The sequence below is a fragment of the Halomonas sp. SSL-5 genome (assembly GCF_030708455.1).
Lineage (GTDB): Bacteria > Pseudomonadota > Gammaproteobacteria > Pseudomonadales > Halomonadaceae > Halomonas.
On the sequence record NZ_JAUYWF010000005.1, the window covers coordinates 115,351 to 141,456 of the forward strand.

At 69.1% G+C, this 26,106-nt stretch carries 26 protein-coding genes and 1 tRNA gene; 13 read left to right on the forward strand and 14 right to left on the reverse strand.

The window, feature by feature from the left end:
- Nucleotides 1-53 precede the first annotated feature (53 nt).
- Nucleotides 54-779: a sulfate transporter CysZ gene (cysZ, locus tag RAN53_RS07410; protein WP_305796184.1), complete on the forward strand. Its 726-nt coding sequence runs from the start codon at nt 54-56 to the stop codon at nt 777-779.
- Between the two features lie 6 nt (nt 780-785).
- On the opposite strand, the gene phoR is transcribed toward cysZ, so the two are convergent.
- From phoR to RAN53_RS07430, 4 genes are all read right to left on the reverse strand, one after another.
- Nucleotides 786-2,087 carry a phosphate regulon sensor histidine kinase PhoR gene (phoR, locus tag RAN53_RS07415; protein ID WP_305796185.1) on the reverse strand — a complete coding sequence of 434 codons (1,302 nt, stop codon included), beginning with the start codon at nt 2,085-2,087 and terminating at the stop codon, nt 786-788.
- Between the two features lies 1 nt (nt 2,088).
- On the reverse strand, nt 2,089-2,778 hold the full coding sequence (gene phoB / locus RAN53_RS07420; RefSeq protein WP_305796186.1) for a phosphate regulon transcriptional regulator PhoB: 690 nt from the start codon (nt 2,776-2,778) through the stop codon (nt 2,089-2,091).
- Nucleotides 2,779-2,892: 114 nt separating this feature from the next.
- A complete protein-coding gene (gene ubiA, locus RAN53_RS07425; RefSeq protein WP_305796187.1) occupies nt 2,893-3,780 on the reverse strand; it encodes a 4-hydroxybenzoate octaprenyltransferase in 888 nt (295 codons plus the stop codon).
- Nucleotides 3,781-3,815: 35 nt separating this feature from the next.
- Nucleotides 3,816-4,292 carry a chorismate--pyruvate lyase family protein gene (locus RAN53_RS07430; protein ID WP_414842969.1) on the reverse strand — a complete coding sequence of 159 codons (477 nt, stop codon included), beginning with the start codon at nt 4,290-4,292 and terminating at the stop codon, nt 3,816-3,818.
- Between the two features lie 148 nt (nt 4,293-4,440).
- Between RAN53_RS07430 and RAN53_RS07435 the strand changes: the two genes are divergently transcribed.
- The 4 genes from RAN53_RS07435 to yccS all read left to right on the forward strand — a co-directional run bounded on the left by RAN53_RS07435 (nt 4,441) and on the right by yccS (nt 8,647).
- Nucleotides 4,441-5,601 carry an FAD-dependent oxidoreductase gene (locus tag RAN53_RS07435; protein ID WP_305796189.1) on the forward strand — a complete coding sequence of 387 codons (1,161 nt, stop codon included), beginning with the start codon at nt 4,441-4,443 and terminating at the stop codon, nt 5,599-5,601.
- A gap of 158 nt (nt 5,602-5,759) precedes the next feature.
- Entirely contained in the window at nt 5,760-6,035 is a 276-nt protein-coding gene (locus RAN53_RS07440) for an HU family DNA-binding protein (RefSeq protein WP_161431883.1), read from the forward strand.
- A 115-nt stretch (nt 6,036-6,150) separates the two neighbouring features.
- Nucleotides 6,151-6,507 (forward strand): hypothetical protein, encoded by a 357-nt coding sequence (locus tag RAN53_RS07445; RefSeq protein WP_305796190.1) that lies wholly within the window; start codon nt 6,151-6,153, stop codon nt 6,505-6,507.
- 22 nt (nt 6,508-6,529) lie between these two features.
- Entirely contained in the window at nt 6,530-8,647 is a 2,118-nt protein-coding gene (yccS, locus tag RAN53_RS07450; RefSeq protein WP_305796191.1) for a YccS family putative transporter, read from the forward strand.
- Here yccS and recG read toward each other — a convergent pair.
- Nucleotides 8,644-10,737, reverse strand: a complete 2,094-nt coding sequence (recG, locus tag RAN53_RS07455) for an ATP-dependent DNA helicase RecG (RefSeq protein WP_305796192.1) — start codon at nt 10,735-10,737, stop codon at nt 8,644-8,646. The two genes, yccS and recG, sit on opposite strands and share 4 nt — an antisense overlap.
- Nucleotides 10,734-11,654, reverse strand: coding sequence for a hydrogen peroxide-inducible genes activator (locus RAN53_RS07460; RefSeq protein WP_305796193.1), 921 nt, complete (start codon nt 11,652-11,654; stop codon nt 10,734-10,736). The genes recG and RAN53_RS07460 overlap by 4 nt, the downstream gene beginning before the upstream one ends.
- 67 nt (nt 11,655-11,721) lie before the next feature.
- On the opposite strand from RAN53_RS07460, the gene RAN53_RS07465 reads away from it, so the two are divergent.
- On the forward strand, nt 11,722-12,594 hold the full coding sequence (locus tag RAN53_RS07465; RefSeq protein WP_305796194.1) for an SDR family oxidoreductase: 873 nt from the start codon (nt 11,722-11,724) through the stop codon (nt 12,592-12,594).
- Nucleotides 12,595-12,608: 14 nt separating this feature from the next.
- On the opposite strand, the gene thpR is transcribed toward RAN53_RS07465, so the two are convergent.
- The 6 genes from thpR to RAN53_RS07495 all read right to left on the reverse strand — a co-directional run bounded on the left by thpR (nt 12,609) and on the right by RAN53_RS07495 (nt 17,989).
- Nucleotides 12,609-13,118, reverse strand: a complete 510-nt coding sequence (gene thpR / locus RAN53_RS07470) for an RNA 2',3'-cyclic phosphodiesterase (RefSeq protein WP_305796195.1) — start codon at nt 13,116-13,118, stop codon at nt 12,609-12,611.
- 162 nt (nt 13,119-13,280) lie between these two features.
- Entirely contained in the window at nt 13,281-13,670 is a 390-nt protein-coding gene (locus RAN53_RS07475) for a RidA family protein (protein WP_305796196.1), read from the reverse strand.
- A 110-nt stretch (nt 13,671-13,780) separates the two neighbouring features.
- Nucleotides 13,781-15,919: a RelA/SpoT family protein gene (locus RAN53_RS07480; RefSeq protein ID WP_305796197.1), complete on the reverse strand. Its 2,139-nt coding sequence runs from the start codon at nt 15,917-15,919 to the stop codon at nt 13,781-13,783.
- Between the two features lie 66 nt (nt 15,920-15,985).
- Nucleotides 15,986-16,243: a DNA-directed RNA polymerase subunit omega gene (gene rpoZ, locus RAN53_RS07485; RefSeq protein WP_232912199.1), complete on the reverse strand. Its 258-nt coding sequence runs from the start codon at nt 16,241-16,243 to the stop codon at nt 15,986-15,988.
- A 217-nt stretch (nt 16,244-16,460) separates the two neighbouring features.
- Nucleotides 16,461-17,075: a guanylate kinase gene (gene gmk, locus RAN53_RS07490; protein WP_305796198.1), complete on the reverse strand. Its 615-nt coding sequence runs from the start codon at nt 17,073-17,075 to the stop codon at nt 16,461-16,463.
- A 50-nt stretch (nt 17,076-17,125) separates the two neighbouring features.
- Entirely contained in the window at nt 17,126-17,989 is an 864-nt protein-coding gene (locus RAN53_RS07495; protein ID WP_232912205.1) for a YicC/YloC family endoribonuclease, read from the reverse strand.
- 156 nt (nt 17,990-18,145) lie between these two features.
- Here RAN53_RS07495 and rph point away from each other — a divergent pair, with 156 nt between their 5' ends.
- Nucleotides 18,146-18,883, forward strand: coding sequence for a ribonuclease PH (gene rph / locus RAN53_RS07500; RefSeq protein ID WP_232912206.1), 738 nt, complete (start codon nt 18,146-18,148; stop codon nt 18,881-18,883).
- Between the two features lie 103 nt (nt 18,884-18,986).
- Here rph and RAN53_RS07505 read toward each other — a convergent pair whose 3' ends face one another.
- Nucleotides 18,987-19,754, reverse strand: a complete 768-nt coding sequence (locus RAN53_RS07505) for an exodeoxyribonuclease III (protein WP_232912207.1) — start codon at nt 19,752-19,754, stop codon at nt 18,987-18,989.
- Between the two features lie 106 nt (nt 19,755-19,860).
- Between RAN53_RS07505 and pyrE the strand changes: the two genes are divergently transcribed.
- The 4 genes from pyrE (at nt 19,861) to rep (ending at nt 23,834) form a co-directional block, all read left to right on the forward strand.
- Nucleotides 19,861-20,535: an orotate phosphoribosyltransferase gene (gene pyrE / locus RAN53_RS07510; protein ID WP_305796318.1), complete on the forward strand. Its 675-nt coding sequence runs from the start codon at nt 19,861-19,863 to the stop codon at nt 20,533-20,535.
- 69 nt (nt 20,536-20,604) lie between these two features.
- On the forward strand, nt 20,605-21,153 hold the full coding sequence (locus RAN53_RS07515; RefSeq protein WP_305796199.1) for a YfaZ family outer membrane protein: 549 nt from the start codon (nt 20,605-20,607) through the stop codon (nt 21,151-21,153).
- A gap of 90 nt (nt 21,154-21,243) precedes the next feature.
- Nucleotides 21,244-21,735 carry a tRNA (uridine(34)/cytosine(34)/5-carboxymethylaminomethyluridine(34)-2'-O)-methyltransferase TrmL gene (gene trmL / locus RAN53_RS07520; RefSeq protein WP_232912209.1) on the forward strand — a complete coding sequence of 164 codons (492 nt, stop codon included), beginning with the start codon at nt 21,244-21,246 and terminating at the stop codon, nt 21,733-21,735.
- Nucleotides 21,732-23,834, forward strand: a complete 2,103-nt coding sequence (gene rep, locus RAN53_RS07525) for a DNA helicase Rep (protein WP_305796200.1) — start codon at nt 21,732-21,734, stop codon at nt 23,832-23,834. Before trmL ends, rep begins: the two co-directional genes overlap by 4 nt.
- A gap of 174 nt (nt 23,835-24,008) precedes the next feature.
- Here rep and RAN53_RS07530 read toward each other — a convergent pair whose 3' ends face one another.
- The gene (locus RAN53_RS07530; RefSeq protein ID WP_305796201.1) at nt 24,009-24,875 is read right to left on the reverse strand and encodes a c-type cytochrome; all 867 of its coding nucleotides are present in this window, start codon (nt 24,873-24,875) and stop codon (nt 24,009-24,011) included.
- A 249-nt stretch (nt 24,876-25,124) separates the two neighbouring features.
- Here RAN53_RS07530 and RAN53_RS07535 point away from each other — a divergent pair.
- Nucleotides 25,125-25,201: transfer RNA gene (locus RAN53_RS07535), tRNA-Arg, on the forward strand.
- A 224-nt stretch (nt 25,202-25,425) separates the two neighbouring features.
- Nucleotides 25,426-25,953: an HPP family protein gene (locus RAN53_RS07540; RefSeq protein WP_305796202.1), complete on the forward strand. Its 528-nt coding sequence runs from the start codon at nt 25,426-25,428 to the stop codon at nt 25,951-25,953.
- Nucleotides 25,954-26,106 lie beyond the last annotated feature (153 nt).

Sequence of the window (26,106 nt, forward strand, 5' to 3'; positions counted from 1 at the left end):
GCCGCAAGGCGATGGCCTGCCTTCATTGGTCGTCGCTCCCGCGAGGAACTGCAATGCTCGATGCCTTCACGGCCCTGGCCCGTGGCACCCGTCTGGTCTACGGGGCCGGCCTGCGCCGCTACGTGTTTGCTCCCATCGCCGTGAACCTGCTGGTCTATGTCGCCATGCTGTGGTTCGTGCTGGCCAACTTCGGCAGCTGGCTGGATCACTGGATGGCCATGGTGCCCGGCTGGCTCGCCTGGCTGGAGTGGCTGATCTGGCCGCTGTTCGTGGTCAGCCTGGTGCTGGTGGTGTTCTTCACCTTCACCCTGGTGACCCATATCATTGCCGCGCCCTTCTACGGCTTCCTGGCCGAGAAGGTGGAGGTCGCCGCCACCGGCCGGCCGCCCCTCGACGACCGTGGCCTGGCGAAGACCGCGGTGGACGCCCTGGGCCGCGAGATGGTCAAGCTCGCCTATATCCTGCCGCGCATGGCGGCGCTCTTCGTGCTCAGCTGGATCCCCGTGGTCAATCTGGTCGCGCCGCTGCTGTGGGCGCTGTTCTCGGCCTGGATGATGGCGATCACCTACCTCGACTACCCCATGGACAACAACAAGGTGAGCTTCGCCGACATGCGCAGGCGCCTGAAGGTGCGCTGGTGGCCGACGCTCACCTATGGCGGCGGGGTGACCCTGATCACCTGGATCCCCCTGGCCAACCTCTTCCTGCTGCCCGGGGCGGTGGCCGCCGCGGTGCTGATGTGGGACGACCACTATCGCAACCTGCCGGTGCCGCGCTGAGTCGCCTCAACCGGCCGCGGCCTCGGTGAGGCGCTCGGCCGGGAAGAGGCAGCGGAAGGTCGCGCCCTGGTGGGGCCGGGAGTCGATCTCCAGATGGGCGTCGTGGCGCAGCAGCACGTGCTTGACGATGGCCAGGCCCAGGCCGGTGCCGCCGGTTGCCGCGCTGCGCCCCTTGTCGACCCGGTAGAAGCGCTCGGTAAGGCGCGGGATATGCATCGGGTCGATCCCCTCGCCGTCGTCGATCACCTCCAGGCAGGCGCCGTGCTCGGTGCCGGGTCGCCAGCTCAGGGTGATATGGCAACCATCGGCGGTGTAGCGCACGGCGTTGAAGGCCAGGTTGGAGAGGGCGCTGCGGATCTCCTGGTCGCTGCCTACCAGGGCGCGCGGCTCCTTGAGCTCCACCGTGATGACATGGCGCCCGGCGGAGAGCGCCTCGGCGTCGCGCCTGACGCTTTCCAGTAGCGCCGCCATGTCCAGCGGGACATGGTCGGCACCGCCGCGATCGATCTCCAGCCGCGAGAGCAGTAGCAGGTCCTGGACCAGGTTCTGCATGCGCGTGGTCTGCTCCTGCATGCTCGAGAGGCCGCGTCCCAGGCGGGGCGGCAGCAGTTCGGCCTGGTCGGCGTAGGTCTCCAGGTAGCCGGCGAGCACCGTGAGCGGCGTGCGCAACTCGTGGGAGACGTTGGCCACGAAGTCGCGGCGCATCTCCTCCAGGCGGTGCAGGCGGGTGATGTCCCGCGCCATCACCAGGCGCTCATCGTCGCCGTAGAGGGTGATCTGGAACTGCAGGATCATGCGCTCGTCGATGGGCGAGGGCAGGGTCAGCGGTTCGCGGTAGTCGCGGCGGTGGAAGTAGTCGACGAAACGCGGGTCGCGCAGCAGGTTGGTGATGTGGTGGCCGCGATCCAGGGCCGCATTGAGCCCCAGCATGTGCTCCGCGGCGCTGTTCCACCACTCCATGTCGCCATGGCGGTCGAGCATCACCACGCTGTCGCGCATCGCCTCGGAGGACTCCTGGATGCGTTTCAGGGTACTGAGCAGCCGCCCCTGGGTGATCCGCTGGCCCTTCTGGTAGCGGTAGAGGCGGTCCATCAGGTCGCCCCATAGTCCCGCGGCCGAGGGCGGCTCCGCCTGGGTGTCATGGGTCAGCCAGCGATAGAGGCTGTGCAGCTGATAGAGGTGGTAGGCGAGACACAGCGCGAGGCCCAGGGCCAGGCCGGCTCCCGGTGCGCCCAGCGGCCAGCCGGTCAACAGGCCCAGGCCGGCCAGCAGGAGCAGACGCCACAGCTCGCGTTTCCAGAGCCTCACGTCAAGCCTTGGCGGAGAACCGGTAGCCGGTGCCGCGCACCGTCTGTACCAGGTGCTGGTGGCGCTCGCCCAGCGCCTTGCGCAGGCGGCGGATATGCACGTCGACGGTGCGCTCCTCGACGTAGACATTGCCGCCCCACACCTGGTCGAGCAGCTGGCTGCGAGTATAGGCGCGCTCCTGGTGGGTCATGAAGAACTGCAGCAGGCGGTACTCGGTGGGGCCCATCTCCAGCCCCTGGCCGTCGGCGCTGACCCGGTGGCTGACCGGGTCGAGCAGCAGGCCGTCCACCTCCACCGGATCCTCGACGCCGCGCGGCGTGGCACGGCGCAGCACGGCCTTTAGGCGTGCCACCAGCTCGCGGGGCGAGAAGGGCTTGGTGATGTAGTCATCGGCGCCGGACTCGAGCCCCTGGATCTTGTTGTCCTCCTCGCCCTTGGCCGTGAGCATGATGATCGGCAGCTCGGCGGTGGTCTCCTCGCGCTTGAGACGCCGGGCCAGCTCGATGCCGCTGGTACCGGGCATCATCCAGTCGAGCACCAGCAGGTCGGGCTGGTGGTCCACCACCATGGCGTGGGCGGTCTGGGCGTTATCCGCCTCGAGCACACGATAGTCGGCCATTTCCAGCGCCATTGCGATCATCTCGCGAATCGGCGCCTCATCATCGACGATCAGTACGGTCTTGGCGGTCATCCTGAAGCCTCGGGTCAATGACGGTTCGCTGACGATTGCACCACGCCATTATGACACTCGCATGACAACTGCGCCCGGGAACCGGCTACGCGGACACCCTACGCGACCTCTCTACTAGAATTCTGGCCACAGGCTCAGGGCGATGCCGGCGAACACCAGCAGCCCCGACCAGTAGTTGTTGAGGAAGGCCCGGAAGCAGGGCTCGCGCTCGCGTTCGCGGATCAGCCAGTGCTGCCAGGCGAAGGTGGCGGCCATGGCCGCAAGGCCCAGCCAGAAGAAGCCGCCCAGGGCGAGCCGTGCCCCGGCCCAGGCCAGCAGCAGCAGGGTCACGACCTGCAGCAGGCCGATCATGAAGCGGTCGGCACCGCCGAACAGCACCGCGGTGGACTTGATGCCGATCTTCAGGTCGTCGTCGCGGTCGACCATGGCGTACTGGGTGTCGTAGGCCACGGTCCACACCACGTTGGCGGTGAACAGCAGCCACGCCTCGAAGGGCACATGGCCGAGCACCGCGCCGAAGGCCATGGGGATCGCCCAGGAGAAGGCGGCCCCCAGGAAGACCTGGGGCAGGTGGGTGTAGCGCTTCATGAAGGGGTAGATGAAGGCCAGGATCAGGCCGCCGATCGACAGCAGGACCGTGAACAGGTTGGTGAACAGCACCACCACGAAGGCCGCGACCACCAGCAGCAGGAACAGCGCCTGGGCCTCGCCCTCGCTGATGCGGCCGGTGGCCAGGGGGCGGTCCAGGGTCCGCTTGACGTGACCGTCGAAGTGGCGGTCGGCGTAGTCGTTGACCACGCAGCCGGCGGCGCGCATCAGGTAGACGCCGGCGACGAAGATCAGCAGCAGGTGGCGCTCCGGCAGGCCCTCGGCGGCCACCCACAGCGCCCACAGGGTGGGCCACATCAACAGCCAGGTGCCGATCGGGCGGTCGAGTCGCATCAGGCGCAGGAAGTCGGGGAGTCGGGCCAGGCCCGTGGGGCGCATCAGGGAGCGGTCCATCTCTACCTCGTGGAAGTTGGCGGTTGGCCCAGAGCCTAGCGCGAAGGCAGGCCGAGGTCATCCGCCATGGCGTCGAGGAACCATTCCTGCACCAGCACGCGGAAGTCGCCGTGGCGAAACACCGAGCGGCGTCCCCAGGGCCCGCGGTCCGGGTGGAAGCCGGCAGGGGCGCGGGTCACCTCGATCTCTCCGCGCTCGAGGTCCGGCTGGCGAAACAGCCAGCTGCCCAGGGAGCGTTCGCCGAGATGCTCCAGGTCATGGGCGGGCAGCCCCTCAAGGGGGGCCACCGAACGCGCCACCACCCAGGGTGATTCGCCCAGGCACAGCGCGACCTCGCGCAGCCAGGCCTGGCGTCCCGGTGGCAGGGCGAGGGCCTGGGCCTCGTCGCGCCGCGGGGTGCCGGTGCGCTGGTCGAGCAGGTGGACCTGGAAGGGGCGCGGTTGGCCGGCCTCGGTGAGGCGCTGGGTCAGCGAGTCCCGGGAGCCGACCCAGCGCCGCCAGGCGGGGCTCATGGCGGGCCGCGCCGCGGCCAGCGGCAGCCAGTGCGGCAGGCCAGGCAGGGCGTGACGTGTGGAATCGGGCACCACGGGCTCCGTGTCCATCCTTGGGGCCGGGTAGTGTACCATGCGCCAGCATCCCCCTTCCTCGACGAGGAGACCCATGAGCGCCCCCCTGACCATCCTCGGCAGCGGCATGGCGGGCCTCGGCCTGCTGCGCCAGCTGCGCGCCCTGGACGCCGAACGGCCGGTGACCCTGATCACCGCCGATGGTGGCGACGACTATACCAAGCCGCTGCTCTCCACCGGCTTCGCCAAGGGCCTGCCGCCCGAGCGGCTGGCCGCCCGCAGCGCCCTGGCGACCGCCGAGTCGCTGAACGCCGTGGTGCGCACCCATACCCGGGTCGAGGCCATCGATACGACGGCACACACCCTGCGCATCGGCGAGGAGCGGCTGGCCTACGGGGAGCTGGTGCTGGCGACCGGGGCGGCGCCTGTCGCCCCCTTCGACGTGCCGCAGGCCCTGGCCGGGCGGGTGATGACGGTCAATGATCTCGACGATTACCGCGCCTTCCACGCCGCGCTGAGCGGCATGGGCCGCCCGGCCCGGGTGGCCATCGTCGGTGCCGGCCTGGTGGGCTGCGAGTTCGCCAACGACCTCCTGGCCGGCGGCCACCGGGTGAGCCTGGTGGCGCCGGAGGCCGCGCCACTGCCGCGTCTGCTGCCCGAGCCGCTGGGCCGGGCGCTGGGCGAGGCCTTCCGGGAGGCCGGCATGGACCTGCACCTGGGCGTTGGGGTCGCGAGCCTCGAGGCCGAGGGCCGCGAGGCGCGGGTGTGTCTCGATGGCGGTGATGCCCTGGGGGCCGACCTGGTCCTGCTGGCCACCGGCCTGTCGCCCCGCACCGTGCTGGCCGAGGCGGCGGGTCTCGCGGTCAGCACCGCGGGCATTCACGTTGACCGTACCCTGGCCACCTCGGCGCCGGATGTCTTCGCGCTGGGCGATGTGGCCTGCGTCGATGGGCTCAACGCCATGTACGTGCAGCCCCTGCAGGCCGGCGCCAAGGCCCTGGCCCGGTCCCTGACCGGCACACCCACCCCGGTGCGCTACGGCGCCTGGCCGGTGCTGGTCAAGACGCCGCTGCTGCCGGTGGTGGCGCTGCCGCCCACGCCCCCCCCGGCACGCTGGCGGATCGAGGGAGAGGCGGGGGATCTCACCGCCCTGGCCGAGGCCGAGGACGGACGTTTGATCGGATTTGCGTTGACAGGGGCCTGCGTGCGTCGGAAAGTCGAACTGGCGCGGGCTGCGCCGGCGTTGCTAGGCTAGATCGGCGATGGCGGCCCGACGCGGTCGCCGCAGCGCACCTTTCGACGCCGTTCGCCCGTCGCCCAGTGAAGACACCGGGTGAACGGCGAGCGCCGTCTGCCATGACAACAACATCCCGAGCGATGCGCCGGGATCCAGTGCCACACCAGGAGGGTTGTATGCGTAAGCCAGAACTCGCGGCGGCGATTGCCGAGCGTGCCGATCTGTCGAAGGACAAGGCGAGCCAGGTCCTCAATGTCATCCTCGACGAGATCACCGGGAGCGTCTCCCAGGGGCAGGATGTCTCGCTGATCGGTTTCGGTACCTTCGCCGTGCGCGAGCGCGCTGCGCGCACCGGCAAGAATCCCCAGACCGGTCAGCCGTTGACCATTCCGGCCAGCAAGACGGTGGCCTTCAAGCCGGGCAAGGGTCTCAAGGACGCCGTGGCCAAGTAACCCGGAGAAAGTCACTCCGGGAAAGTCACTCTGAGACAGTAACCCCGGGACGCCTGGCCAGTTTCCGACGCCAGGCGTCCTCGTTTCCACCCTCCAGGGATCCGGTGGTGATCACATGAAGCTGAAACTGATGCTCTGGGTGCTGGGCTGGCTGCTCAGGCGCGCCCTGCGTCGCAATCCCCGCTTTCGCGAGCTGCTCGGCGAGATGCGCGGCCTCGACTGGGGGGTCGCCACCGAGGATCTCTCCATCGCCCGCCACTATCGCATGTCGCCCCGCGGCATCGAGCACGGCCGCGGCCTGCCGGTGGACCTGGACCTGGAGCTGCGCTTCGAGGACGCGGCCACCGCGCTCGAGGTGTTGCGCAAGCCGAGCCAGCAGGCCTTCCTCGACGGCATGATGGACGGGCGCGTGCGCCTGGTCGGCGACGCCGCCGACCTCCAGCGCCTGCAGAAGCTGTTGCGCCACCTCTGACGGCGGGAGACCCGTACCCGCCATGACTCCCTCCCTGGTCCTGCGCCGCTTCTGGACCCTCGAGCCCGCCGCCTACAGCCTGCGGGTCTTCATCGCCCTGGCCGGCATCACGCTGCTGTGCTGGTGGCGCGGCGACATGGCCAGCCTGATCCCGCTGTTCCTGGGCGCCATCGCCAGTGCCCTGGCCGAGACCGATGACGACTGGCCCGGCCGGATAGCCGCCCTGCTGGTCACCCTGGCCTGCTTTGCGCTGGCCTCGCTGGCGATGGAACTGCTGTTCACGCACCCCTGGCCGCTGGTGGTGACCCTGGGCCTGTCGGCCTTCGGCATGACCATGCTCGGGGCGGTCAGCCAGCGCTACGCGACCATCGCCAACGCCACCCTGATCCTGACCGTGTACACCCTGATCAGCCTCGAGCAGCGCGGCACGCCGGCGCTGGGCGAGCTGTGGCGGGAGCCGGCGCTGCTGGTGGGGGGTGCCGCCTGGTACGGGGCGATCTCGGTGGCGTGGTGTGCGCTCTTCTCGCGTCAGCCGCTGCAGCTGGCCATGGCGCGGGTCTACCGTGAGCTGGCTCGCTACCTCGGCCTCAAGGCGGCGCTGTTCGAGCCGCTGCGCGGGCTGGACGTGGAGAGTCGGCGCCTGGCCCTGGCACGCCAGAACGGCCGGGTGGTGGAGGCCCTCAACGATGCCAAGGAGCGTCTCCTCCGTCGCCCGGAGGGGCAGCGTGCGTCGCCGAGGCTGGCGCGCTACCTGCGCCTCTACTTCATCGCCCAGGATATCCACGAGCGAGCCAGCTCCTCCCACTCTCCCTATGCCGAGCTGGCCGAGGCCTTCTTCCACCACGACGTGCTGTTCCGCGTCCAGCGGGTGCTCCAGGCCCAGGGTGAGGCGTGCCGGACCCTGGCCCGGGGCCTGCTGCTCAAGCGCTCCTTCGACCTGGCCCCCAGCGAACAGGCGCTGGTCGATCTGGAGGCCTCCCTGACGCACCTGCGGGAGGCGATACCCGCCGAGCGCCAGGCGCTGCTGCCCGCCCTGGAGGCCGTGGCCGACAACCTGGCGACCCTGGAGCGGGCCCTGGCCGGGGCTCACCACCCGGCGCTCGGCGAGGGGGACGATGAGGCGCTTCACGACCGCACGCCCCGCGGCCTGGGTGATGTGGTCGAGCGCCTGCAGGCGCAGCTGACCCCGCGTTCGCCGGTGTTCCGTCACGCCGTGCGGCTGGCCGCCACCCTGGTGGCCGGCTACGCGGTACTGCACCTGATCCACCCCACCCAGGGCTACTGGATCCTGCTGACCAGCCTGTTCGTGTGCCGGCCCAGCTTCGGCGCCACCCGGCGTTTCCTGTGGCAGCGCATCCTGGGTACGGTGCTGGGGCTGGTGGCGGGCTGGGCGCTGATCAGCCTGTTCCCCTCTGCGGCGCTCCAGGCGGGGATCGCGGTGGTCGCCGGGGTCGCCTTCTTCGCCCTGCGCGGGCGCCACTACACCCTGGCCACGGCGGCGATCACCCTGATGGTGCTGAGCTGCTTCAACCAGGTGGGGGACGGCTTCGGGCTGATCTGGCCGCGTCTCCTGGATACCCTGCTGGGCGCCGGCATCGCCGGGCTTGCCGTGCTGACGATCCTGCCCGACTGGCAGGGCAGGCGGCTGCATCGCCAGGCCGCCGCCACCCTGGTGGCGGGGCGCGACTACCTGGCGGCGCTGGTCGAGCAGTATGCCAGCGGCAAGCGCGACGACCTGGCCTATCGCCTGGCGCGGCGCAATGCTCACAACGCCGACGCGGAGCTCGCCGCCATGCTGGCCAACGTGCAGCAGGAGCCGGGGCCCTTCCGCCGCGACGCCGAGCGCGGGCTGCCCTTCCAGCTCCACGCCCATACCCTGCTCAACTATCTCTCCGCCCTGGGGGCCCATCGCGGCGAGAGCCGCGGGGTGACGCCGGCGGAGAGTGCCATGGCCGAGGCGGTGCTCGCCGAGCTGGATGGCCTGGCCCGGGCGCTGGAGCGGCGCGAGCCGATCGATCCCCACGCGGCCCTCGCGGTGGCCGAGGCGGCGTCGGCCTCCCTGCTGGGGGCCCAGCTGGCGCTGATCGGCCATCAGCTGGCGCCGCTGCGGGAGGCCTCGGCGAGGCTGGTGTCGGCCTAGACCTGCCCGTAGCGACCGGCCTCCTCGCCCAGCCAGCGGCGGATCAGTGGCTGGCTGGCCTCGGGGTGGGTGGCCATCAAGGCCTCGGCCAGGGGGGCGACGCGGTCGAGCAGGTCGGCGTCGCGCTCCAGGTCGGCGATCTTCATCTGGGCCAGGCCCGTCTGGCGGGTGCCCAGCACCTCGCCGGGGCCGCGCAGCTCCAGGTCCTTCTCCGCGATGCGAAAGCCATCGGTGGTCTCGCGCATCACCGCCAGGCGCTCCCGGGAGTGGGCCGACAGCGGCGGGTGGTAGAGCAGCACGCAGAAGCTGTCGGTGGCGCCGCGCCCCACTCGCCCGCGCAGCTGGTGCAGCTGGGAGAGGCCCAGCCGTTCGGGGTTCTCGATGATCATCAGGCTGGCGTTGGGCACGTCGACCCCCACCTCGATCACCGTGGTGGCCACCAGCAGGTCCAGCTCGCCGGCCTTGAAGGCGTCCATCACCGCCGCCTTCTCGGCGGCCTTCATGCGCCCGTGGACCAGGCCGATGGCAAGCGTCGGCAGCGCCTCGACGAGCTCGTCACGGGTCGCCTCGGCGGCCTGGCACTCCAGTACCTCCGACTCCTCGATCAGGGTGCAGACCCAGTAGGCCTGGCGCCCCTCGGCGCAGGCGTGGCGGATGCGCTCGACCACCTCGGGGCGCCGCTCGCCGGGCATCGCCACGGTCCTGACCGGGGTGCGGCCCGGGGGCAGCTCGTCGATCACCGAGACATCCAGGTCGGCGTAGGCACTCATCGCCAGGGTGCGCGGGATAGGCGTGGCGGTCATGACCAGCTGATGTGGGGTAAGGCCGCCGGCCTCGCCTTTTTCACGTAGGGCCAGGCGCTGGTGGACCCCGAAGCGGTGCTGCTCGTCGACGATCGCCAGGCCCAGGCGCTGGAAGTGCACGTCGCCCTGGAACAGCGCGTGGGTGCCCACCACCATGCGCGCGCGTCCGTCCTGGATCGCCGCCTTGGTGTCGAGGCGCGCCTTGCCCTTGAGCTTGCCGGCCAGCCACGCCACCTCGATGCCCAGCGGCGCGAACCAGGCCCGGAAGGCGCGGTAGTGCTGCTCGGCCAGTATCTCCGTGGGGGCCATCATCGCCGCCTGGCAGTCGCCGGCGATGGCGGAGAGTGCCGCCATGGCGGCCACCACCGTCTTGCCGGAGCCCACGTCGCCCTGCACCAGGCGCAGCATGGGCACCTCCCGGGCCAGGTCGGCGGCGATCTCGTCGAGCACCCGGCGCTGGGCGGCGGTCAGCGAGAAGGGCAGCTGGGTCAGGAAGCGCGCCTGCAGGCCGCGCCCCGAGGGCAGCGCCGGGGCGCCATCCTCCTGGATGCGCAGGCGCACCGCCTGCAGGCTGAGGCGGTGGGCGAGCAGCTCCTCCAGCGCGAGTCGGCGGGTGGCCGGGTGGCGGCCGCCGGCGAGCTGCTCGGGGTCGATCTCCGGGGGCGGCTGGTGCAGCACGTGCAGGCAGCGGTGCAGCTCGGGCAGCCGGAAGCGTTGGCGGAGGTCCGTGGTGATCCAGTCGGGCAGGGCCTCGGGGTGGGCATCGAGGCGCGCCAGGGCCTGTTCGATCAGCGCCCGCAGGCGGGTCTGGTGGAGCCCCTCGGTGGCGGGATAGATCGGCGTCAGGTGGTCCTCCACCGGCGGGGCATCGGCCGTGAGCAGGCGATACTCCGGGTGGTAGAGCTCCAGGCCGGTGGCGCCGGCGCGGGCCTCGCCGAAGCCGCGTACCCAGCCGCCGGGCTGGAACTGCTGCTGCTGGGCCGGGGAGAAGTGGAAGAAGCGCAGGCTGAGGATGCCGCTGCCGTCGCGCAGGCGCACCAGCAGGCTGCGGCGCCGGCCGCGCACCACCTCGGCGGCCACCACCTCGCCCTCCACCACCGCCTCGTGGCCGGCGCGCAGGGTGCCGATGGGGGTGATGCGGGTACGGTCCTGGTAGCGCAGCGGCAGGTGGAAGAGCAGGTCGGCCACGCTGTCGATGCGCAGCCGGGAGAGCTTCGCCGCCAGGGCCTCGCCGACGCCCTTTAGCGAGGTGACCGGCGCGTCGAGAGTCGTGGGGTCGGCGCTCATGCCGGGGCGGGGTCGGCCTGGCGGCAGCGGGCGACGGCGTCGGTGATGGCGTCGATCGCCTTGGGCCGCGGGAAGCTGGCGCGCCAGGCGATGGCCACGGTACGCGTCGGGGCGGGGGCCGCGAAGGGCACGCTGGCGAGCAGGCCGCTCTCGTAGTGGACGGTGCCGATGGCCGAGCGCGGCAGCACCGTGATGCCGAGCTTGGAGGCCACCATATGGCGGATGGTCTCCAGCGAGCCCCCCTCGGCGGTCAGGGTGTTGCTGGGGCTGGCGAGCTTCTGGCTGATCGCCGGGCAGGCCTCGAGGATCTGGTCGCGGAAGCAGTGGCCCTCGCCGAGCAGCAGCAGGCGCTCCTGGAGCAGTTCCTCCTTGTGCACGCAATCGCGGCCGGCCATGGGGTGGTCCGCCGGCACCAGCACCTCGAACTCCTCCTCATACAGCGCCTTGGTGAGCACGTCGGTCTCGGTGAAGGGCAGCGCCACGATGATGGCGTCCAGCTCCCCGCTGCGCAGCTTGCGGCGCAGGTTGCCGGTGAAGCCCTCCTCGATATAGAGCGGCATCTGCGGGGCGCTGCGAGTCAGCTCCGGCACCAGGTGGGGGAAGAGGTAGGGGCCGATGGTGTAGATGGCGCCGATGCGCAGGGGGCTCGCCAGCTGGTCGCGGCCCGCCGTGGCCAGCTCCTTGATCACGCTGGTCTGCTCCAGCACCCGCTGGGCCTGCTCGACGATCTTCTCGCCCAGCGGCGTGACCTGGACCGTGGACTTGGAGCGCTCGAACAGCGGCACGCCGAGCTCCTCCTCGAGCTTCTTCACCGCCACCGACAGGGTCGGCTGGGAGACGAAGCAGCGCTCGGCGGCACGACCAAAGTGGCGCTCCTGGGCCAGTGTCACGATGTAGCGGAGTTCTGTTAGAGTCATCTGGGTTGCCTGGACGGCATTCTCGTGGATTTCCAATAGGGACTTTTTATCAGGGGGCGAGGCAAAGGTGAAGACAACCACACTGATTCTGGGCTGCGGTGACATCGGTACGGCGCTGGGCCAGCGCCTTCAGGCGCAGGGCCAGCGCGTGATCGGGGTCCGCCGCAGCGCCGAGTCGCTCAGGGGCACGGGCCTGGAAGCGGTCGCTGCCGACTTTTCCGACCCGGCCAGCCTGGCCGCGCTTCCCGATGCCGATATCCTGGTCTACGTGGCCAGCGCGGATCGCTTCGAGGAGGCCGCCTATCGCGCCGCCTATCCCGAGGGGCTGGCCGCCATCCTGGCCGAGTTCGGCGCGCGCGAGCAGCCGCCGCGACACGTCTTCTTCGTCTCCTCCACCAGCGTCTATGCCCAGCGTGACGGCGAGACGGTGGACGAGGCGAGTCCTACCGAGCCCACCGGCTTCTCGGGCCAGCTGATGTGCGAGGCCGAGCGGGCGCTGCTCGACCACGCCCTGCCCGGCAGCGTGGTGCGTTTCTCGGGGATCTACGGCCCCGGCCGCGATCGCCTGATCCGCCAGGTGGGCGAGGGGCGCATCGCCCCGCCGAGCCCCGCCATGTACACCAACCGCATCCATCGCGACGACTGCGCCGGGGTACTCGCCCACCTGATCGGCCGGGTACTCGAGGGCGCAGGGGTCGAAGAACTCTACCTGGCCACCGACTGCGAGCCGGCGCCGCTGCATGACGTCATGGCCTGGCTGGCCAAGCAGCTCAAGGTGGAAGCCACCGCCACCATCCAGTCCCCCCTGCGCCGACGCGCCAGCAAGCGCTGCAGCAACGCCCGCCTGCTGGAAAGCGGCTACCAGTTCCACTATCCCAGCTTCCGCGAGGGCTACGCCCAGGTGCTCAGGGAGGGGGGCTTTCTGCCCGAGAAGGCCTGAGGCATGCCGGTCCTTCAGGCCGAGCGGGCCAGGGCCTCGTAGCGGGGCCCGTCCTGCTCGGTGAAGGAGCGCAGCAGCGTCAGGCGCCGCCAGGGCCAGGCGAGCGCGATCGGCGGCAGCGCATCAAGCGCCAGGCGCCGTGCCCGGCGCAGCAGCGTTACGTGGGGCACGAAGCGCGATGGGCGCCCGCCCAGGCCGAGTGACTCCAGGTCGTCCCACAGCCGTGCCTGCAGCGCGGTGAGCGCCGGGTCGGGCGTCTTCCCCCCGGCCCAGACGATGCCCGGCCGGCGGAAGGTCCCCCAACTGTCCAGACGCCACTCGCCGCCCTCGGGCGACACGCCCTGCAGCCACTCCGTCAGCGCCTCGACCCGTGCCGTTTCCACCTCGCCGAGGAAGGCCAGGGTCAGGTGCAGGCTCTCGTCCGGCACCCGCCGCCCGCCGCACTGTGCCCGGGCGAGGTCGGCGAGCGCCCCCAGCCGCGCGCGCAGCTCGGGGGGCGGCTCAATAGCGAGAAATAGGCGCAAGCTAATCTTCCAGAACTTCGGAAAAGGATGGAGTCGCGTTACGAGCGATGAGAGGCTGGTCGCCGCCGGAGCGCAGCTCCCGGAATGTAGCCTGCTACATGAGGAGAGCGAGCACCGCCGGCGGCCAGGATCTCGAGCGCAGTAGCGAATCCGCCTTTTCTGCTAGTCGCCGATGACCATGACACCCTCTGCCTCGAACTGCGCGCCCTTGGGCAGCGCCTTGATGCCCACGGCGGCGCGGGCCGGGTAGGGCTTCTCGAAGAACTCCTCCATCACGGCATTGACCACCGCGAACTGGCCCAGGTCGACCAGGTAGAGGTTGAGCTTGACGATGTCCTGCAGGGAGCCGGCGGCCTCCTCGCAGACGGCGCGCAGGTTGGTGAAGACCTGGCGAGCCTGGGCCTCGAAGTCATCGGAGACCAGCTCCATGGTGGCCGGATCCAGCGGGATCTGGCCGGAGAGGTAGACGGTGTTGCCGGCCTTGATGGCCTGGGAGTAGGGGCCGATGGCGGCGGGAGCCTTCTCGGTGTTGATCACGGCCTTGTTGCTCATGGTGTGCTCCATCATGTTGTGGATCGCGTGGTGGATCGTGTCGACGCTGTTCGTCAATGAAAGGCGGCCCGCTCGCCCCCGCGGGGCGCTGCCGGGCCGCTGGGGGGAACTCAGTTGCCGAGGCGGCTGATACGCTCGACGTGGGAGAGATTGCGCAGCCGCTTGATGATGCGCGCCAGGTGCACGCGGTCGCGCACCGCCAGGGTCAGGTTGACCGAGGCCAGGCGGGCGTCGCGCTCCTCGATGCCGATGCGCTCGATATTGGCGTCGGCATCGGTGACCACCCCGGCGAGCTCGGCCACCAGGCCGCGGCGGCTCTCCACCTCGAGGCGCAGCGCCACCGGGAAGTCCTCGTCGATGCTCTTCGCCCACTCCAGCGGGAAGAGCTTCTCGGGATCGTCCTTCAGCTCGCCGAGATTACGGCACTCGGCGCGGTGCACCACGATGCCCTTGCCCACCGAGAGGTGGCCTACCACCGGGTCGCCGGGCAGCGGGTGACAGCAACGCGCGAACTTGATGACCATGCCCTCGGCGCCGCTGATCACGATGGGGCCGTGCTGGCGGCTGCCCGGGAGGCTGGAGCGCACCGCCGCCTCGCCGTGCTGCAGATCCATCAGGCGCCGGGCGATGACATGGGCGACCCGCGAGCCGAGGCCGATGGACTCGAGCAGGGCATCCTCGTTCTTCAGGCCCAGCTCGTCGAGCAGGCCGGGAACCAGCCCTTCGGGCAGCTCCTCCAGACTGGTCTCGAACTCGCCGAGGGCCTTGTTGAGCAGTCGTCGGCCCAGCTGTACCGCCTCGGTGTGCTGCTGGTGCTTGAGCGCATGGCGGATCGCCGAGCGCGCCTTGGCGGTGGCCACGAAGTTGAGCCAGGAGAGGTTGGGGCGTGCCCCGGGGGCGGTGATGATCTCCAGGGTCTGGCCGCTCTCCAGTCGGGTCGAGAGGGGGGCCAGGTGGCGGTCGATGCGGCAGGCGATGGTGCTGTTGCCGATATCGGTGTGCACGCTGTAGGCGAAGTCGATCACCGTGGCGCCCTGGGGCAGCTCCATGATGTCGCCCTTGGGAGTGAACACGTAGATATCGTCGGGGAACAGGTCGTTCTTGACGTGCTCGATGAACTCCAGCGAGTCGCCGGCATGGCGCTGCATCTCCAAGAGCCCCTTGATCCAGGAGCGGGCCCGGGCGCGGCTGCCTTCGGCGATGGGGTGGTCGGTCTGTCCCGCCTTGTAGAGCCAGTGGGCGGCGATGCCGTTGTTGGCCATGGCCTCCATCTCGCGGGTGCGGATCTGCACCTCGATGGGCATGCCGCCGGGGCCGAACAGGGTGGTGTGCAGGCTCTGGTAGCCGTTGGCCTTGGGGATGGCGATATAGTCCTTGAAGCGCCCGGGCACCGGCTTGTAGAGATTGTGCACCACGCCGAGGATGCGATAGCAGCTGTCGACATCCTCGGTGAGGATGCGGAAGCCGAAGACGTCCATGATCTCGTTGAACGACTTGCGCTGGTCGCGCATCTTCCGGTAGATCGAGAGCAGGTGCTTCTGGCGCCCCACCACGGTGCTGGGCAGCCCCTCGCCGTCGAGGCTGCGCTGCAGGTTGTTCTGAATCTGACGGATCGTCGAGCGACGGTGGCCCCGGGCGCTGGAGACGGCGCGCTTGATGCGTTCGGCCCGCATCGGGTGGAGGGCGTGGAAGGAGAGGTCCTCGAGCTCCACGCGGATGGTGTTGATGCCCAGCCGGCTGGCGATGCGGGCGTAGATCTCCAGGGTTTCGCGGGCGATGCGGCGCTTCTTCTCGGGACGCAGGGCGCCCAGGGTGCGCATGTTGTGCAGGCGGTCGGCGAGCTTGACGATGATCACCCGGATGTCCCGGGACATCGCCAGCACCATCTTCTGGAAGTTCTCCGCCTGGGCCACCGCCTTGTCCTCGAAGGCGATCTGGGTCAGCTTGGAGACGCCATCCACCAGCTCCGCCACCGGGGCGCCGAACTGGCGGGCCAGGGCCTCCTTGCCGACCCCGGTATCCTCGATGACGTCATGCAGCATGGCCGCCATCAGACTCTGATGGTCCATATGCATGTTGGCGAGGATGTTGGCGACGGCCAGGGGATGGGTGACGTAGGCTTCACCGGAGCGCCGGCGCTGGCCGTCGTGGGCCTGCTCGGCGTAATAGAAGGCGCGCTTGACCTGCTGGATCTCGCCCTGGGGTAGGTAGCCGCCGAGACGGTCGGCCAGGTCATCGATGGTGAACATGCGGCGCGCCCTGACTCCTGCGTGAGTGTCCGGAAGGGGAAGACGGCGCCCGGGCGCCGTCATGGATCACTCCTCGGTGAAGCTGCCGTACTGGGGCTGCGGCGGACGCACCAGGGCCTCGACGGGCTCGTCGAGCACGCTGGCGTCGACCAGGCCGGCGGCGATCTCGCGCAGGGCCATGACGGTGGGCTTGTCGTTCTCCCACGGCAGCATGGCGTCGCGGGAGCCGCGAGCCAGCTGGCGGGCGCGGTGAGTGGAGATCATCACCAACTTGAAGCGGTTTTCGACATTTTCCAGACAATCTTCGACTGTGACTCGCGCCATGGGTGCCTTCCTGAAGAGCTGACGGGACCCCGGCGTCGGACACGCGGTGGGTGCGTGGACGGGAGTCCGTTATGGATAGACCCGATAGGTTACTCGACGCCCGGCAGCGCTGACAAGCGCCACGGTGCGGGGGCTGGGGCTTATTCGGGCGTATGTATTCGAGGCTGTTCCGGCGCCAGGCCCCAGCGCATCTCGCGATCCGTAACAGTCAGAATGCCTAGGCGAGCAGTGCCTGGAGCAGGGCGGCGTGGCTGGTGCCGGCGCGCTCGCGGGTCAGGCGGCATGACACCACCAGGGCGCGCAGCTCGTCCAGGGCGGTGGTGAAGTCGTCATTGATCACCAGGTAGTCATACTCGTCATGGTGGGCCATCTCGCTCACCGCGTCGCGCATGCGCCGCTCGATCACCGCGTGTTCGTCGGTGCCGCGGCCGGAGAGGCGGCGCTCCAGCTCCTCCCGGGAGGGCGGCAGGATGAACACCGACACCGCCTCGGGTAGCTGCTGGCGGACCTGGCGGGCGCCCTGCCAGTCGATCTCCAGAATCACGTCCTGACCGGCGGCCAGGGCGGCCTGCACCGCCGGGCGCGAGGTGCCGTAGTAGTTGTCGAAGACCCGGGCGTACTCGAAGAACTCACCGCGCTCGATCATCGCCTCGAAGCCGGGCACGTCCACGAAGTGGTAGTTGACGCCGTCCACTTCGCCCTCGCGGCGGGCGCGGGTGGTGTGAGAGACCGAAACCTGGATGCCGTCGAGGCTCTCGACCAGCTCGCGCACCAGGCTGGTCTTGCCGGCGCCGGAGGGGGCGGAAACGACGAACAGCGTACCTTGCGACATGCGCATCTCCATGGTGATTGGGTAGTAGGCCGGTGGTGGCGGCCATCATATCACTCGATGTTCTGCACCTGCTCGCGCATCTGCTCGATCAGCACCTTGAGCTCCACGGCGCAGCGGGTGGTGCTGGCGACCACCGATTTCGACGACAGGGTGTTGGCCTCGCGGTTGAGCTCCTGCATCAGGAAGTCCAGGCGCCGGCCCACCGGGCCCTTCTGCTTCAGCTGGCGTTCCACCTCGGCCACGTGGGTGGCCAGGCGGTCGAGCTCCTCGTCGACGTCGGCCTTGTGGGCGAGCAGGGTGAGCTCGGCCTCCAGGCGCTGGGGGTCGAGCTCGGCGATCACCGTCTCCAGGCGCTCGAGAAGCTGGGCACGCTGGCGCTCCAGGATCTGCGGCATCAGGCGGCGCACCTCGGCGACCTGGGCCTCGATGCCGGCGAGCCGCTCGCGGATCAGGTCGGCGAGCTTGTCGCCCTCCCGGGCGCGGCCGGCGATAAGGTCGTCCAGGGCGCGCTCGAACAGCGCCAGGGCCTCGGCCTTGACCGTCTCGGGGTCGGGGCCACGGTTCTCCAGCACGCCGGGGTAGTCGAGCAGGGCCAGGGCGTCGGGCGGGGCGCTGTCAGTTACCGCCTGGCGCACCTCGCCGAGGGCCCGGGAGAGGTCGGCGAGCCGTGCCGGGTTCACGGCCAGGCCGGCGCCGTCGCCGGCGGCGTCGAAGCGCAGGCTGATCTCGACCTTGCCTCGCGCCAGGCGGGCGCGCAGGGCGTCACGAAAGGCCGGTTCCAGGTCGCGCAGGCTCTCCGGCAGGCGGAAGTGGGGCTCCAGGTAGCGCTGGTTCACCGAGCGCAACTCGAGCTGCAGGGTGCCCCAGGGCGCGGCGCGCTCCTGGCGGGCGAAGGCGGTCATGCTGTGCACCATGGCGAGGCTCCTGGCAAAGGCGGACGTCGGTGAGACGGTGAGGTGAGTCATGGGTGGTGGACAGGCCGCAGTGTAACCGATTCGCCGTCACGGCCGGGCCAAGCGTGTAGAATGGCGGCCAGCCGATTCCCCAACCGACTCCGATCACGAGGTGCCATGTCTACCGATTTTCGTCGCCCCAGCGGGCGCGCCCCCGAGCAGCCCCGCGAGATACGCCTGACCCGCGACTACACCCGCCATGCCGAGGGCTCGGTGCTGGTCGAGTTCGGCGATACCAAGGTGCTGTGCAACGCCAGTGTGGAGCCCGGCGTGCCGCGCTGGCTGCGCGGCAAGGGCCAGGGCTGGGTCACCGCCGAGTACGGCATGCTGCCCCGCGCCACCCACACCCGCGGCGGCCGCGAGGCGGCCCGCGGCAAGCAGGGTGGCCGCACCCTGGAGATCCAGCGCCTGATCGGCCGCTCGCTGCGCGCGACGGTCAATCTCAAGAAGCTGGGCGAGTTCACCATCACCGTGGATTGCGACGTGATCCAGGCCGACGGTGGCACCCGCACCGCCTCCATCACCGGCGGCTGCGTGGCGCTGGTGGATGCCATCCGCTACCTGCAGCGCAACAAGCTGATCAAGGGCGACCCCTTCAAGCAGCTGGTCAGCTCGGTGTCGGTGGGTCTCTTCAAGGGGGTGCCGGTGGTGGACCTGGACTACCCCGAGGACAGCGGCGCCGATACCGACATGAACGTGGTGATGGCCGAGGACGGCAGCCTGATCGAGGTGCAGGGCACCGCCGAGAAGGGCACCTTCAGTCGCGCCGAACTCAACGCCATGCTCGAGCTGGCCGAGAATGCCGGCGTGCAGCTGTTCGACCACCAGCGCGAGTCGCTGGGCATCCCGCGCTAGGCAGGAAGCGAAGGGCGCCGGGCAGGCTCCCTCAACGCATCACGCCGGCCATCATGGCCGGCGTGGTGCGTTCCGGTGCCCCGGAACGGCGACGGAGGGAGGCTCAGAGCGGCAGGTCGTACTCGACGATCAGCGGCGCGAACTCCGAGAAGGTGGCGTCGTAGTCGATCCAGGCATCCACCACGTGGCGGCGGAAGTTGGGTCCCACCACCTGGTAGTCGATGCGCCAGCCCTCCTGGCGGGAGCGCGGCACCTCCTGGTCGAGCTTGGGCCACCAGGTGTACTCACCGGCGTCGCGGTTGATCTCGCGGAAGGTATCGATGAAGCCGGTGGGGCCGAATACCTGATCCATCCAGGCGCGCTCCTCGGGGGTGAAGCCGGGGGTCTCCTGGTTGTCGGCCCAGTTCTCCAGGTCGATGGTCTTGTGGGCGATGTGCCAGGTGCCGCAGATGATGTACTCGCGGCGCTTGCGGGCCATCTTGCTCAGGTACTCCTGGTACTGGGCCATGAAGGACTGCTTGGCGGCCGGGTCGCTGCCGTCGGGCATCAGGAAGCTGGCGATGCTGAATCGATCGTAGTCGGCCTGCAGGAAGCGTGCCTCGTGGTCGCACTGGGGGAAGCCCAGCCCGTACATGATCGCCTTGGGAATCTTCCGGCAGTAGAGCCCCACACCGGAGAAGCCGTCCTGCTCGGCGTCGAGGAAGTAGCCCTCGTAGCCCTCCGGATAGAGGATGCTGTCGTCCAGCTCGAAGCTCTTGGCCTTGAGATTCTGGACACAGACGACATCGGCGTCCTGGCCGGCCAGCCAGTCGAGAAAGCCTCGCCCGACGGCCTCGCGGATGCCGTTGACGTTGATGGTTGCTATTTTCATACGTGGTCCCTTTACCGTCGCGCGTGTATGATACCCGACGTTACGACGTTTGGGTAAATGGCCAAGGCCAATAAACGTGATAGGAGGCCCCGTGGCGGATCGACGCATGCAGCCCTACCAGCGTGAGTTCATCGAGTTTGCCATCGAACAGGGCGTGCTGCGTTTCGGCGAGTTCACTCTCAAGTCCGGGCGCGTCAGCCCCTACTTCTTCAATGCCGGGCTGTTTCGCACCGGCGGCGCCCTGGCCCGCCTGGGGCGCTTCTATGCCCGGGCCATCGCCGAGCGCGCCCCGCAGTTCGACGTGCTCTTCGGGCCGGCCTACAAGGGCATTCCCCTGGCCACCACCACCGCCGTGGCGCTGGCCGACCACCACGGCCGCGACCTGCCCTACGCCTTCAACCGTAAGGAGGCCAAGGCCCACGGCGAAGGCGGCACCATCGTCGGTGCGGAGCTTGCCGGAGACATCCTGATCGTCGATGACGTGATCACCGCGGGCACCGCCATCCGTGAGGTGATGACGCTGATCGAGGGGGCCGGTGCCCGCGCCGCGGGGGTGGTGATCGCCCTGGATCGCCAGGAGCGCGGCAGCGCCGAGGTCGAAGGCCAGGCCCGCAGCGCCATCCAGGAGGTCGAGGCGCGCTACGCCATGCCGGTGGTGAGCATCGTGACGCTGGACATGGTCCTGGCCTATCTTGAAGAGCACGCCGGCGATTCGCTGCGTGGCCACGCCGCCGCCATTCGCGACTATCGCGCCCGCTATGGCGTTTCCTCCGCGACATGATGGCAGTTTGCGCTAAGCTGTACAGGAATGGTACATGTTGTGTATAAAGTACAAGACATGGAGGGCGTGATGAGATCGATACAGATGCTGCTGGCGGGCCTGGTGCTGCTGGGCGGCGCCGCCCAGGCCGCCAGCCTGGACCTCAACCTGGGGTCGGATGCCGTACAGTTCGAGGCGTCCGGCGAGCTGGTGGAGGGCATTCAGCTCGGCGGCGGCGTGGTGGACAGCGAATACCGCGAGGACGCCACCGTCTATCACGCCCAGCTGATGGGCAGCCAGCACACCTCGCGTCGCGAGATGGGCGTCGGTGCCCGCTGGTCCCAGTATGACACCGACGTCGGCGATGGCGGCGGCCTGGGCCTCGGTGGCTACGGCTACGTCTACCTGCCCAACCTGCCGGCGGTCTCGCTGGGCGGCTACGGCTTCTATACCCCCGATGCCGTGACCACCAGCGAGCTGGAGGAGGGCTATGAGGTCGGCCTGCGTGCCCGCTACGCCTTTACCCCCAACGTCGATGGCTACCTGGGTGTGCGCCAGCTGGATGCCGATTTCGAGGACGAGCGTGGCAGTCGCACTTTGGATCGCGGCGCCCAAGTCGGCGTTCGCCTGCGCTTCTGAGCGTTCTCCCGGGTTTGCTCCCAGGCCGATGATCGCGGGCCCCGTCACGGGGCCCGCCTGCGTTCCACCGGGCCCCACTGCGGATAAGCCATGCTCGATGTCGTCCTCTACCAGCCCGAGATCCCGCCCAATACCGGCAACCTGATCCGGCTGTGCGCCAACACCGGATTTCGCCTGCACCTGATCGAACCACTGGGCTTCGAGCTCGACGACAGGCGGCTGCGCCGCGCCGGCCTCGACTATCACGAGTGGGCGGCGCTGCGCGTGCACCGCGACTGGCCGGCCTACCTCGAGGCGGCCAGGCCCCGGCGCGTCTTCGCGGTATCGACCCGCGGGCGCACCGGTTATCATGAGCCTAGCTACCGGGCCGGCGACGCCCTGGTGTTCGGCCCCGAGACCCGCGGCCTGCCCCAGGCGCTGCTCGAGGCCCTGCCCGAGGCGCAGCGGCTGCGCATTCCCATGCGCGAGGAGAGTCGCAGCCTCAATCTCTCCAACGCCTGTGCGGTGCTGGTCTATGAGGCCTGGCGGCAGCTGGACTTCGCCGGCGCCGCCGTGGTGGATGCCGCGAGGCCCCCCCGATGACCCTTCCAACCCCTCCTCCCAGGACCATCCAGCAGCGTCTCGCCGGCTTGAACCCCCGCCAGCAGGAGGCCGTGCGTTACATCGACGGGCCCTGCCTGGTGCTGGCCGGGGCCGGTTCGGGCAAGACCAGCGTGATCACCACCAAGATCGCCTACCTGGTGCAGGTATGTGGCATGAGTGCCCGGCGCATCGCCGCGGTGACCTTCACCAACAAGGCCGCCCGGGAGATGAAGGAGCGCGTGGGCAGCATGCTCAAGGGCAAGGAGGGGCACGGGCTGACCGTCTCCACCTTCCACACCCTGGGGCTCAATATCATCCGCCGCGAGCTCAAGGCGCTGGGCTATCGCCCCGGCTTCTCGCTGTTCGACCCCGAGGACGCCAAGGCGCTGCTGCGCGATCTGATGCACAAGGATGCCCAGGTCGATGCCGACCAGATCAACGCCGTGCAGCACCGCATCTCCGAGTGGAAGAACGACCTGGTGCTGCCGGGCCAGGCGATGTCCCATGCCGCCGACGAGGACGAGCTGTTCGCCGCCCGGGTCTATGAGGCCTACAACCGCCATCTGAAGGCCTACAACGCGGTGGATTTCGACGACCTGATCCTGCTGCCGGTGGTGCTGCTGCGCGACGATCCCGAGGCCCTGGCGCGCTGGCGCAAGCGCATCCACTACATGCTGGTGGACGAGTATCAGGACACCAACGTCAGCCAGTACCAGCTGGTCAAGCTGCTGATGGGGGAGCGCAAGACCTTCACCGTGGTGGGCGACGACGACCAGTCGATCTACGCCTGGCGCGGGGCGCGCCCCGAGAACCTGGTGACCCTGGGCGAGGACTTCCCGCGCCTGGACGTCATCAAGCTGGAGCAGAACTACCGCTCCACCGGCACCATCCTGCGCGCCGCCAATACCCTGATCGGTAACAACCCCCACGTCTACGAGAAGACCCTGTGGTCGGACATGGGCGACGGGGCGCCGATCCGCGTGGTGGTCAACCGCCACGAGGAGGCCGAGGCGGACCGCGTGGCCAGCGAGATCCTCACCCGGCGCATCAAGGAGCGTGCCGAGTGGCGCGACTTCGCGGTGCTCTACCGCGGCAACTTCCAGGCCCGGCTGCTGGAGCTCAAGCTGCAGCACTACCAGATCCCCTACAAGCTCTCCGGCGGCACCTCCTTCTTTTCGCGCAACGAGATCAAGGACGCCATGGCCTACCTGCGGCTGCTGATCAATCCGGCCGACGACAACGCCTTCCTGCGCATCGTCAACGTGCCGCGTCGCGAGATCGGTCCCAGCACCCTGGAGAAGTTGGCCAACTATGCCAACGACCAGGCCACCGGGCGCTCGATCTCGCTGTTTGCCGCCTGCCACGAGCTGGGCCTGGCCGAGCAGCTGCCGGTCCGGGCGGTCGAGCGGCTGGGCAGGTTCACCCACTTCATCGACGGGGTACGCCGGCGCATGGATGGTGGCGATGCCATCGCCGCCATCCGCGACATGCTGCGCGAGATGGACTACGAGGCGTGGCTCTACCAGAACGCCAGTGCCCCGACCATCGCCGAGCGGCGCATGGCCAACGTCTGGATCCTGATCGATCAGCTGGAGAAATCGATGCAGGCCTCTCCGGAGGATGAGGGGCCGGACGAGAGCACGGCCTCCGAGGAGACCGAGACCGACAGCGTGGAGGCGGCCATCTCGCGGCTGGTGCTGCGCGATATCCTCGAGCAGCAGGCCGAGGAGGATGACTCCGACCGTGTCCAGCTACTGACCATGCACGCCTCCAAGGGGCTCGAGTTCCCGCATGTCTACCTGATGGGGCTGGAGGAGGAGCTGCTGCCCCATCGCAACGCCGTGGAGGCGGGCACGGTGGAGGAGGAGCGCCGCCTGGCCTACGTGGGCATCACCCGGGCGCGGCGCACCCTGACCCTGACCCTGGCCCGCCAGCGCAAGACCTATGGCGAGCTGATGGACTGTGCGCCGAGCCGCTTCCTGGACGAGCTGCCCGAGGCGGACCTGGAGTGGGAGGGGCGCCCTGACCGCGAGGACCCGGAGAAGAAGCAGGCCCGCGGCCAGGATGCCATCGCCGGGTTGCGCTCTCTGTTGGGCTGAGGGCTCTCTGTTGGGCTGAAGGCTCTTTATCAGCCGAGGGCTTCCGGCTGAATCAGGCAGCAGACGCCTTATCGGGCCTAGCCGTGGTGTGTGCCAGGCGTCATTCCGAATCCTTCCTGCCAAAGCCAGCGGGGCGCCCGAAGGCGCCCCGCTGGCTTTGCCGTGGCCGGGTGATTACTGCACCGGCTCGACCAGGTAGTCGGTGGCGGCCTTCACCTCGTCATCGGAGAGGTTGGGGTTGCCGCCCTTGGCGGGCATGGCGTTGAAGCCATTGATGGAGTGGTCATAGAGGGTCTCGATGCCTTGCTCCAGGCGCGCGCTCCACTGGTCGGCTTCGCCGCGAATCGGTGCACCGGCGGCGCCCGTCATGTGGCAGGCCATGCAGATCTGATTGTAGATCGCCTCGCCGTCGATGCCGGCGTGGGCCGGCGCATCGCCGCCCGCGGCCTCTTCTGCCGCTGCTTCCTGGCTCGCGGGGGCGCTCTGCTCTGCGGCTGCCGAGGCGCTCTCTTCTGCAGCGGTTTCGTCGGAAGCGGCCGCCTCCTCGGGTGAGGCGTCAGCCGCGGCCTCGTCACCACCGCCCAGTTCGGGAACCTCCATCACCGGCTCGACCATGTAGGCGGTAGCGGCCTCCATCTCGGCATCGGAGAGGTTGGGGTTGCCGCCACGCGCCGGCATGGCGTTGAAGCCATTGATGGAGTGATCCAGCAGGGTGGCGAAGCCTTGCTCCACGCGATCTGCCCAGGCGGCCTCGTCACCGCGGATCGGTGCGCCGGCGGCACCTGTCTCGTGACAGGCCATGCAGACATTGTTATAGATGCCCTCGCCGTCGATATCGCCACCGCTGGAGGCACTGCTGCTACCACCGCTGGCGGCGGCCATGGTGCCGCAATCCTCGCCCTGCACGCAGAGCTCGCCTACCGGCTTAAGGCGCTCGGCGATGGCTTCGCGCTCGGCGTCGTCCTGCGCCAGGGCAATGCCGGCGCCGGCGGTCAGGCCCAGGGTGGCCAGACACCCCATGATCAGCTTGCTGGATTTCACTCTCACCACCTCTTCACGGTCCTGTAGGAAGTTGTTCGTGGCAGCGCCCGGCGGAAACGGTGTCGGCAACGCAGCCGAGGGAGATGCCATCATGCAGTCGTTGCCGACAGTATACCGGCAACCCCGGCGCCAGGAAAATGGCGCGGCCCCTGCCGTTGGGATGAGAGGGAGGCCACCACGGCGCCTCGCGCTGGACAGTGACAGGCCTGGCGGTTAGGATGTCGTCCGCTCGGCGCCATGCTGGGTGATGCGCCCGTAGCTCAGTTGGATAGAGTATCGGCCTCCGAAGCCGAGGGTCGCAGGTTCGAATCCTGCCGGGCGCGCCACGAATACCGCAGGGCCCGGGGAGATCTCTCCCCGGGCCCTTTTGCATGCGTGGCGTTGCTGATATTGCATTGATACAAGTCAATCAATGATGTGTAACATGTTGGCGAGTCATGAAGGCTTGATGTCCGTCAAAAACCATTCATGTTGTTATAAAAAATATTGTCTTTTATATCGTCCTATGTATTGGCAGACTGCTCTGCTCACTCTCCACGATTCAGGGACGATGAAGACCTATCTGGGAAAGATGCGCGGCGAGCGCCTGCAACGCGAGACCCCCGATCTCGGTGATGCCCTCTGGTCATGGCTGGGGGCCGTGGTCGGCATGGGGGCGATCTGCTGGCTGAGTGCCCACTGGCTCTCCCAGCATCTGCTGATCGTGGCCTCCTTCGGCGCCACCTCGGTGCTGCTCTATGCGGCCCCGGAGAGCCCCTTCGCCCAGCCGCGCAACGTGCTGCTGGGCAGCGTGCTTTCGGCGGTGGCGGGAGTCGCCTGCTTCCAGCTGCTGGGCACCACGGCGCTCGCCGTGACCCTCGCGGTATCGCTCTCCATCCTGCTGATGCAGCTGACCCACAGCGTGCATCCGCCCGGCGCGGCCGCCGCCCTGGTGGCGGTGATCGGCGGGCCGGAGATCACCGGGCTGGGCTGGTGGTACCCGCTGATGCCCATCGGCATCGGCTGCGCCATCATGTTGGTGGTTGCCGTGCTGGTGAACAACCTGGCCCGCCATCGGCGCTATCCGCTGCACTGGTAGGGGGGCAGGAAAAGGGGGCAGGAAAAAGCGCAACTTTCTCCCCGCGAAAACGGAAAGGATCGCGGCGCGATTCATCCCCCTGGGGCTCGGTGGCACCGGGAGCCTTCTGCTATCGTCTCATACGGAATCCATGCCGCCGGCGCGCCGCCGGCG

Bases quoted from the DNA above. Each gene is read 5' to 3' on its own strand.
- RAN53_RS07480 (WP_305796197.1), bottom strand. From the start codon at position 15,919: ATGTTCACCATCGATGACCTGGCCGACCGTCTCGGCGGCTACCTACCC.
- RAN53_RS07435 (WP_305796189.1), top strand. From the start codon at position 4,441: ATGAGCGCCCCCCTGACCATCCTCGGCAGCGGCATGGCGGGCCTCGGC.
- RAN53_RS07475 (WP_305796196.1), bottom strand. From the start codon at position 13,670: ATGAGCAACAAGGCCGTGATCAACACCGAGAAGGCTCCCGCCGCCATC.
- RAN53_RS07515 (WP_305796199.1), top strand. From the start codon at position 20,605: ATGAGATCGATACAGATGCTGCTGGCGGGCCTGGTGCTGCTGGGCGGC.
- RAN53_RS07540 (WP_305796202.1), top strand. From the start codon at position 25,426: ATGAAGACCTATCTGGGAAAGATGCGCGGCGAGCGCCTGCAACGCGAG.
- phoB (WP_305796186.1), bottom strand. From the start codon at position 2,778: ATGACCGCCAAGACCGTACTGATCGTCGATGATGAGGCGCCGATTCGC.
- cysZ (WP_305796184.1), top strand. From the start codon at position 54: ATGCTCGATGCCTTCACGGCCCTGGCCCGTGGCACCCGTCTGGTCTAC.
- RAN53_RS07445 (WP_305796190.1), top strand. From the start codon at position 6,151: ATGAAGCTGAAACTGATGCTCTGGGTGCTGGGCTGGCTGCTCAGGCGC.
- RAN53_RS07495 (WP_232912205.1), bottom strand. From the start codon at position 17,989: ATGGTGCACAGCATGACCGCCTTCGCCCGCCAGGAGCGCGCCGCGCCC.
- RAN53_RS07440 (WP_161431883.1), top strand. From the start codon at position 5,760: ATGCGTAAGCCAGAACTCGCGGCGGCGATTGCCGAGCGTGCCGATCTG.
- RAN53_RS07430 (WP_414842969.1), bottom strand. From the start codon at position 4,292: ATGAGCCCCGCCTGGCGGCGCTGGGTCGGCTCCCGGGACTCGCTGACC.
- rpoZ (WP_232912199.1), bottom strand. From the start codon at position 16,243: ATGGCGCGAGTCACAGTCGAAGATTGTCTGGAAAATGTCGAAAACCGC.
- recG (WP_305796192.1), bottom strand. From the start codon at position 10,737: ATGAGCGCCGACCCCACGACTCTCGACGCGCCGGTCACCTCGCTAAAG.
- RAN53_RS07460 (WP_305796193.1), bottom strand. From the start codon at position 11,654: ATGACTCTAACAGAACTCCGCTACATCGTGACACTGGCCCAGGAGCGC.
- pyrE (WP_305796318.1), top strand. From the start codon at position 19,861: ATGCAGCCCTACCAGCGTGAGTTCATCGAGTTTGCCATCGAACAGGGC.
- RAN53_RS07505 (WP_232912207.1), bottom strand. From the start codon at position 19,754: ATGAAAATAGCAACCATCAACGTCAACGGCATCCGCGAGGCCGTCGGG.
- rph (WP_232912206.1), top strand. From the start codon at position 18,146: ATGTCTACCGATTTTCGTCGCCCCAGCGGGCGCGCCCCCGAGCAGCCC.
- ubiA (WP_305796187.1), bottom strand. From the start codon at position 3,780: ATGGACCGCTCCCTGATGCGCCCCACGGGCCTGGCCCGACTCCCCGAC.
- yccS (WP_305796191.1), top strand. From the start codon at position 6,530: ATGACTCCCTCCCTGGTCCTGCGCCGCTTCTGGACCCTCGAGCCCGCC.
- gmk (WP_305796198.1), bottom strand. From the start codon at position 17,075: ATGTCGCAAGGTACGCTGTTCGTCGTTTCCGCCCCCTCCGGCGCCGGC.
- trmL (WP_232912209.1), top strand. From the start codon at position 21,244: ATGCTCGATGTCGTCCTCTACCAGCCCGAGATCCCGCCCAATACCGGC.
- rep (WP_305796200.1), top strand. From the start codon at position 21,732: ATGACCCTTCCAACCCCTCCTCCCAGGACCATCCAGCAGCGTCTCGCC.